This window comes from Spirillospora sp. CA-294931, from assembly GCF_050946795.1.
Classification (GTDB): domain Bacteria; phylum Actinomycetota; class Actinomycetes; order Streptosporangiales; family Streptosporangiaceae; genus Spirillospora.
Genome location: NZ_CP192006.1, coordinates 9,194,515 through 9,200,514 on the forward strand (window position 1 = coordinate 9,194,515; position 6,000 = coordinate 9,200,514).

Annotated in this window: 7 protein-coding genes; 1 reads left to right on the plus strand and 6 read right to left on the minus strand. The window is 68.7% G+C overall.

All coding sequences use genetic code 11. The features are described 5' to 3' along the window. Positions 1–801: 801 nt before the first annotated feature. A complete protein-coding gene (locus tag ACQPY4_RS41750) occupies positions 802–1,335 on the minus strand; it encodes a YbhB/YbcL family Raf kinase inhibitor-like protein (protein WP_433330977.1) in 534 nt (177 codons plus the stop codon). Positions 1,336–1,485: 150 nt separating this feature from the next. Between ACQPY4_RS41750 and ACQPY4_RS41755 the strand changes: the two genes are divergently transcribed. Continuing rightward, positions 1,486–2,169: a GntR family transcriptional regulator gene (locus tag ACQPY4_RS41755; RefSeq protein ID WP_433330979.1), complete on the plus strand. Its 684-nt coding sequence runs from the start codon at positions 1,486–1,488 to the stop codon at positions 2,167–2,169. Between the two features lie 488 nt (positions 2,170–2,657). On the opposite strand, the gene ACQPY4_RS41760 is transcribed toward ACQPY4_RS41755, so the two are convergent. From ACQPY4_RS41760 to rpmH, 5 genes are read right to left on the minus strand one after another with little or no spacing between them, the layout of a single operon-like run. Further along, on the minus strand, positions 2,658–3,143 hold the full coding sequence (locus ACQPY4_RS41760; protein ID WP_433330981.1) for a protein jag: 486 nt from the start codon (positions 3,141–3,143) through the stop codon (positions 2,658–2,660). A gap of 36 nt (positions 3,144–3,179) precedes the next feature. Beyond that, positions 3,180–4,118, minus strand: a complete 939-nt coding sequence (gene yidC / locus ACQPY4_RS41765; protein WP_433330983.1) for a membrane protein insertase YidC — start codon at positions 4,116–4,118, stop codon at positions 3,180–3,182. Further along, positions 4,111–4,467, minus strand: coding sequence for a membrane protein insertion efficiency factor YidD (gene yidD, locus ACQPY4_RS41770; protein WP_433330985.1), 357 nt, complete (start codon positions 4,465–4,467; stop codon positions 4,111–4,113). The genes yidC and yidD overlap by 8 nt, the downstream gene beginning before the upstream one ends. After that, complete coding sequence (rnpA, locus tag ACQPY4_RS41775; RefSeq protein WP_433330987.1) at positions 4,464–4,823, minus strand: ribonuclease P protein component; 360 nt, start codon at positions 4,821–4,823, stop codon at positions 4,464–4,466. Before rnpA ends, yidD begins: the two co-directional genes overlap by 4 nt. 12 nt (positions 4,824–4,835) lie before the next feature. Next, positions 4,836–4,973: a 50S ribosomal protein L34 gene (rpmH, locus tag ACQPY4_RS41780; RefSeq protein WP_433330989.1), complete on the minus strand. Its 138-nt coding sequence runs from the start codon at positions 4,971–4,973 to the stop codon at positions 4,836–4,838. Positions 4,974–6,000: the final 1,027 nt, after the last annotated feature.

Here is a 6,000-nt window from a genome sequence, read left to right on the forward strand (position 1 = left end):
GTCCCGCAGACGGCGGCCGCCCTGCCCACGCGGCGCACTGGTGAGGCGGAGCCGATCGCGATCCCGCGGCTGGCGGACGGTGCGGGCGGATGTGGGGATGATTCATCCGGGCGCTGTTCTCCCGGGGCGATGGCTCCAGGTCTGCGGGGTGAGTCGCGAAGACTGTGTCTGGGGAAAGCCCAGGGGATGCTGAGCCAAACGAGGTCGCGGACGCTGTTCGGCTGGGATCCACCGTGGCTGGCGTAGTCGATCATGAGGTTGGCCCGTCCTTTCTCGTCCGTCCACCATGCTCGTCCACGGACGCCAGCGAAAGCCGTCCCTTGATCTGTGGATAACTGAAGCGTCCGGCGGGTGTCCGAGGAACCACTCCGCATCGTGCGTCGGGCAGGCAGCGCGCGGCGGGCGGGAGCAGACACCGTCCCTCGGCGAAGCGGCCAGGGTGCAGGGCGCCGCGCGCGGGACGTGCGCAGGGCCGGGATTTCGGTGGCCTTGGCTTCCAGGGCATCGGCTTCGCTGCTCGGCAGAGGCAGGTTTGGTTTGCGCGCTGGGCGAGCCTAGAGCGTGGCGTGTGAGATCGCTTTGGAGGGGCGCGGGATCAGAGCGCCGCGCGGGATGGGGTGTGGCTTGGGGATGGGCGCCTAGTTGTGGTGCCAGCGCTGGCCTGGATCGGGTACCCGGGGTTGGTCCTGCGCTTGTGGAGTTCTCCGCGGCGGCGCGTGGTGCCGGTCACCTCGCGCGTTGCCTCGGCGAGGATGGCCCTCGCCCGTGATCGTGGTCGAGGGCCATCGTGATTGGTGCTGGTCAGGCGGGGGTTTCGGCGGTAGCCGTCAGGACGGCGCGGCCGAGGATGTGGCCGGACATCGTGAAGCCGAGGTAGGCCGGGGTGGCGTCGGCGGGAACGCCGATGGATTCGACGTCCAGGGCGTGCACCACGATGAAGTAGCGGTGCGGGCCGTGCCCGGCAGGCGGGGCGGCGCCGAGGAAACGGGCCGTGCGAGCGTCGTTGGGCAGTTGGAAGGCGCCTTCGGGCAAACCCGAACCGGTGTCATCGCCTGCGCCCTCGGGCAGCTCGGTGGTGGTGGCGGGAATGTCCGCGACCGCCCAATGCCAGAACCCGGAGCCAGTGGGGGCGTCAGGGTCGTAGACGGTGACGGCGTAACTCTTTGTGCCTTCGGGGGCACCACTCCAGGAAAGCTGCGGAGACAGATCCTTTCCACCCGGGATGCCGGCGGAGACCTGCTCGGGCTGCCAGGCTGCGCCGTCGGTGACGACGGTGCTGGTCACGGTAAAGGAGGCTGCCTCGGGGAGGCGAGCGAAGGGGTTATTGGCGGTCATCGTGTCGTTCCTTTCAGGCCGTGCTGTGAGGTCTCGGTGGGTGTGGCCGACGGCGGAGACGCGCGACGCGAACCGCCCGTCGATCTCAGCGCGATAGATCGACCATAACACGAATAATCGATGATTCGCTGAATCGTCTACGATGGGGCCATGGCCCAGACCTCCCCCGTCCCGACCGCCCCCGGTGCACAGGGCAAGCAGATGCTCTCCGAACAGGTCTACACACACCTGCGAGAAGCGATCATGCGCGGTGACTACGCCCCCGGTGATGCGCTCAAGCCCCAGGACCTCGCCAAACAGCAAGGTGTGAGCCTGGCCGTCGTCCGGGAAGCACTCGTGCGCGTGGTCGGTGAGGGCCTGGCCGACCGGCTGCCCAACCGCGGCTTCGCCGTCCCGTCCTTCTCCGACCGCCGCTGGCAGGAGATCGCCGAAGCCCGTCGGACGATCGAACCGGTCATGCTCCGCATGTCGATCCAGCGCGGTGATCTGGAATGGGAGACCCGCGTCCGCGCCGCACACCACCGCCTGGCCCGCACCCCCGCCTACCTACCCGAGGACGGCGAGTACTACAGCGATTCCTGGGCCGAGGCTCACCGCGTCTTTCACCGCACCCTGCTGGACGGGTGCGGAAACCCCGTCCTGCTGGAGACGTTCGATCGGTTGTGGACCGCCAGCGAGCTGGCCCGGCGCTGGTCGTCGCTCCGCGTCCCCGATCGGGACGGGGTCAGCGAGCACCGTCGGCTGGAGGAGACCGCGCTGGCCCGCGACGCCGACGCCGCGGCCGAGGCACTGACCCAGCACCTCACGCAGACCGCCGAAGGACTGACCAGCTGAACCAGCGACCCAAGCCCTTCCCGCCGGACGAACAGCAACTGATCACCGAGACGAGGTGATATCCACCCGGGGGGCGATCATGGGGTCGCAGTTGTCCGCTGTCGTTCGTCCGCCCACTGCGACCTCCACACATGAGTTGCAGAGGCTCGACAGATCGCGTCCAGAATGACCGGGCGTGCGTCGCCGAGAAGGCCTGCTCGAACCAGGGCGCTCGATCACGGACATTGGAGCCTGAATCCAGGCAAGCGCGGGGCTGTGCGGTGGGAGCAGTCGACATGGGCGGGCCCCGACGACCATCTGCGGGTCAAAGTCGTCGGCTCGACCACGGCCACCGTCCTGGAACGGAAGGGCACCGCCTCGACCGACCTGGACGGCGCGTGGACGCCGGAACAGCGGGGGGGGAGCCGAGCGCGGGTGACGGTCGTCGGCTGGGAAATGGGTCGGCCCCGGCACCCTGGGAGGGTGACGGGGCCTGGGGGTGGTGCGGTTCAGGCGGGGAAGACGACCACGTAGCGCTCGGGCTCTTCGCCTTCGGACTCGCTGCGGAGGCCGGCGGCGGCGATGGCGTCGTGGACGATCTTGCGTTCGAAGGGGGTCATCGGGGCCAGCGGCTTGGGGGTGCTGGACTGCTTGACCTCGTCGGCGACGTCCTGGCCGAGCTTGGTGAGCTCGGCGCGCCGGCGTTCGCGGTAGCCGCCGATGTCGAGCATCAGGCGGGTGCGGTTGCCGGTCTGGCGGTGGACGGCCAGACGGGTCAGCTCCTGGAGGGCCTCCAGGACCTCGCCGCGCTTGCCGACCAGTTCGTCCAGTGAGGCGCCGACCACCGCGACCATGGCGCGCTCGCCCTCGACGTCCATGTCGATGTCGCCGTCGTAGTCACCGATGTCCAGCAGACCCTCGATGTAGTCGGCGGCGATCTCGCCTTCCTGCTCGAGCGCCTGGACGTCGACCTCAGTGGTGTCGGTCTGGCTCAACGGGATCTCCTTCTTCGACAAGGACTGGGGTTCAAACTAGCGCTTCGGGCTGCCGCTGCGCTTGCTGCGCGGCTTGCGGGTCGGCTGGTTCCGGACGACCTTGGGCTTGGGCTCCGGCTCGGGTTCGGGCTCCGTGGACTTCTTGAGCTTGGTCTTGGTGCCCGTGCTCTTGGTCGGAGCGCCCTTGGTGGTCCCGGAGCCGTTGGTGTCGGCGCCGATCGGCGGGTACTTGGAGTAGATGTAGTGCTGCTGGACGAGCGTCCAACTGTTGGACGTCACCCAGTACATGAGCACACCGAGCGGGAAGCCGAGGCCGAAGAGGCCGAAGAGCGGGGCGAGGAAGACCATCATCTTCTGCGCCTGCATCATCGGGTTGTTCTCGTCGGTGACGGGCTGGCGCTTCATGCTCGCCCGGACGGTGAAGAACGTCGTGATGGACGAGATGACCACGGCGACCGCGGTGATGGCGAGCGCGGTCCAGTTCTTCTCGTCGGCGCCCCAGGCGTTGAGGAAGGTGTCCGGGATGTGCGCGCCGAAGATCGGGGCTTTCTGCGCGCTCTTGACCAGGTCGGCCGTCATCGCGAAGACGCCCTTGCCCTCGTCCGCGTCCGAGATCTTCTTCAGGACCTGGAAGAGGCCGATGAACACCGGCATCTGGACCAGGATCGGCAGGCAGCCCGAGAGCGGGTTGGCGCCGTTCTCCTGGTAGAGCTTCATCACCTCTTGGTTGAGGCGCTGCTTATCGTTCTTGTACTTTTTGCGCAGCTTCTGGACCTCGGGGCCCAGTTCCTGCATCTTCCTGGACGCGTGGATCTGTTTCACGAACAGCGGGACCATGGCCAGCCGCAGCAGAACCGTGAGCAGGATGATCGTCCCGCCCCAGGCCCATCCGCTGTCCTTGGGGACAACGGTGCTGAGGCCCGTGTGGATCCACACGATCAGCTGGGCGACGATCTCATACAGCCAATCAAGCACCGGGCAGCTCCTTGGGCTCTGCTAGGGCGGGGCCGCTCTCCGCGCGACCCGAAGTGGAGGAGGGGGCATCGCCCTTCGCGGGTGGTACGGGGTCGTAGCCGCCGCGATGGAAGGGTTGGCACCGGCCGATCCGCCGCGCGGTCAGCCACGTCCCCCGTAGGGCTCCGTGCACCTGAAGGGCTTCCAGAGAGTACGCGCTGCAGCTGGGCTGGAAGCGACACTGCTGTCCGAGCAGGGGGCTCAAGAAGCGGCGATAGGCGCGGACGAGGAGCATCAGAACGCGGGCCGCGGGGCTGGTACCCCGGGCCACGTGGTGCGCGGGGGTGGTGCCCCCAGGCTGGCTCGTCATCTCCGCCCCTTGGACGTGGGCCGCAACAGCCGGTCGAGCGCCGACTCAAGATCCGCGGCCAGTTCGTCGTGGCGCGCCGTTCCCGCAGCGGGGTTCGCGCGCACTACGAGCAGGCTACCCTCCGGCAGTCGGTCCAGGTACGCCCGGGTGAGATGCCGGAGCCGACGCCGGACACGGTTGCGAACGACGGCGTTACCGACGGTGCGCGCCACGATGAAACCGACCAGCGGTGGCGCCGACTGGCCGTCCTGTCGGAGCAGGTGCGCGACGAGCGTTGGCCGTCCAGCGCGTCGACCGCGCCGGACGGCCAGCGTGAACTCGTCCCGCCGCCGCATCCGGTGTCCGGACGGCAGCATGCGTTAGATCGGTCAGACCGCGATGCGCGCGCGGCCCTTGCGGCGGCGCGAGGTCAGAACGGCGCGGCCCGCACGGGTGCGCATGCGCAGCCGGAAGCCGTGCTTCTTGTGGCGACGACGGTTGTTCGGCTGAAAAGTACGCTTGCTCACTCGAGGCTCCAGTGCTGCGGTCGGATTGTCATCAGGCGCGATAGCTCGCATCGAGGGCCGCGTCTGGTCCCCCGCAGCGGGGGCCCACCAGACGGCGGGCACGCGTCATCTCCGTCGATGCGACTCGACCTCAGAACGTTACGGGCTATCCGGCCACGAGGTCAAACGGAGTAGGGCCCGCCGAACCCTCCCGAAGCCCCTTCTCCACCGACGCGAGCGTCCCGTCCGGCCCTAGTGTCCCCGCCCTTGACGCGGGATTCTCCGTCCCGCCACTCAGTTTCCCCACCGCACCCCCGAGTGCGGGAACTCACCCAGCGGCCATTCAGTGCCGCCTCACCCCGCCCTGGCAGGCCGTCCCGCCACGCTCGGGAGCCTGGCCCAGCGCCCTTGGCTGTGCACCCGTCCCGCGACACAAGCCCCGGGCCACCGCCCCCCGAATGCCGGTTCTCCTGTTCACGTAGAGCGAGGCTCAGCTGTCGGGGACGGGGCTCGGGTGCGGGGTATGAGGGGCGGGGCTCAGATGGCGAGGGTGGGGTGTGCAGGGCACGGGTGCTGGCGGCCGGGGGTGGGGGACTCGGGGCCGCGGGTTGTTCAGTTTTGGTGTGGGCTTGTGATGGTCTTGTCGCGGGTTGTGAGGGGGTTTTGGGGGGCGGGGGAACTCGGGTTGCGAGGGGGCGTCCGGTGTGGGGAGTTCTGTTGCGAAGGCTCCCGGGGCGGCGCTAGAGTCTCCCGGCGAGCCCGCTTCCACGGCGACGCCCCGTTGGGCCCCGTCCGGAGCTCCTCCTCGCAGAACCCGCCGCCTTGGCCGGCCCCGACCACCCCTTGAAGGTCGCCTGACCGAATCCCGTTGTGGATTCCGCACAGGGGATCGCATGTTCATACACAGCGTGTGGACAACTCTGTGGACAACTCGTGAGAGAGTAAGTCTCCCGCGGGGCCCGCAGCGTCCAGCGTGACAGTTCGCGCCCGGGGGAATGCTGGGCAGTCAGGTGCTCCGGTGACGGAGTTTGGGGAGGGGACCTTGCGC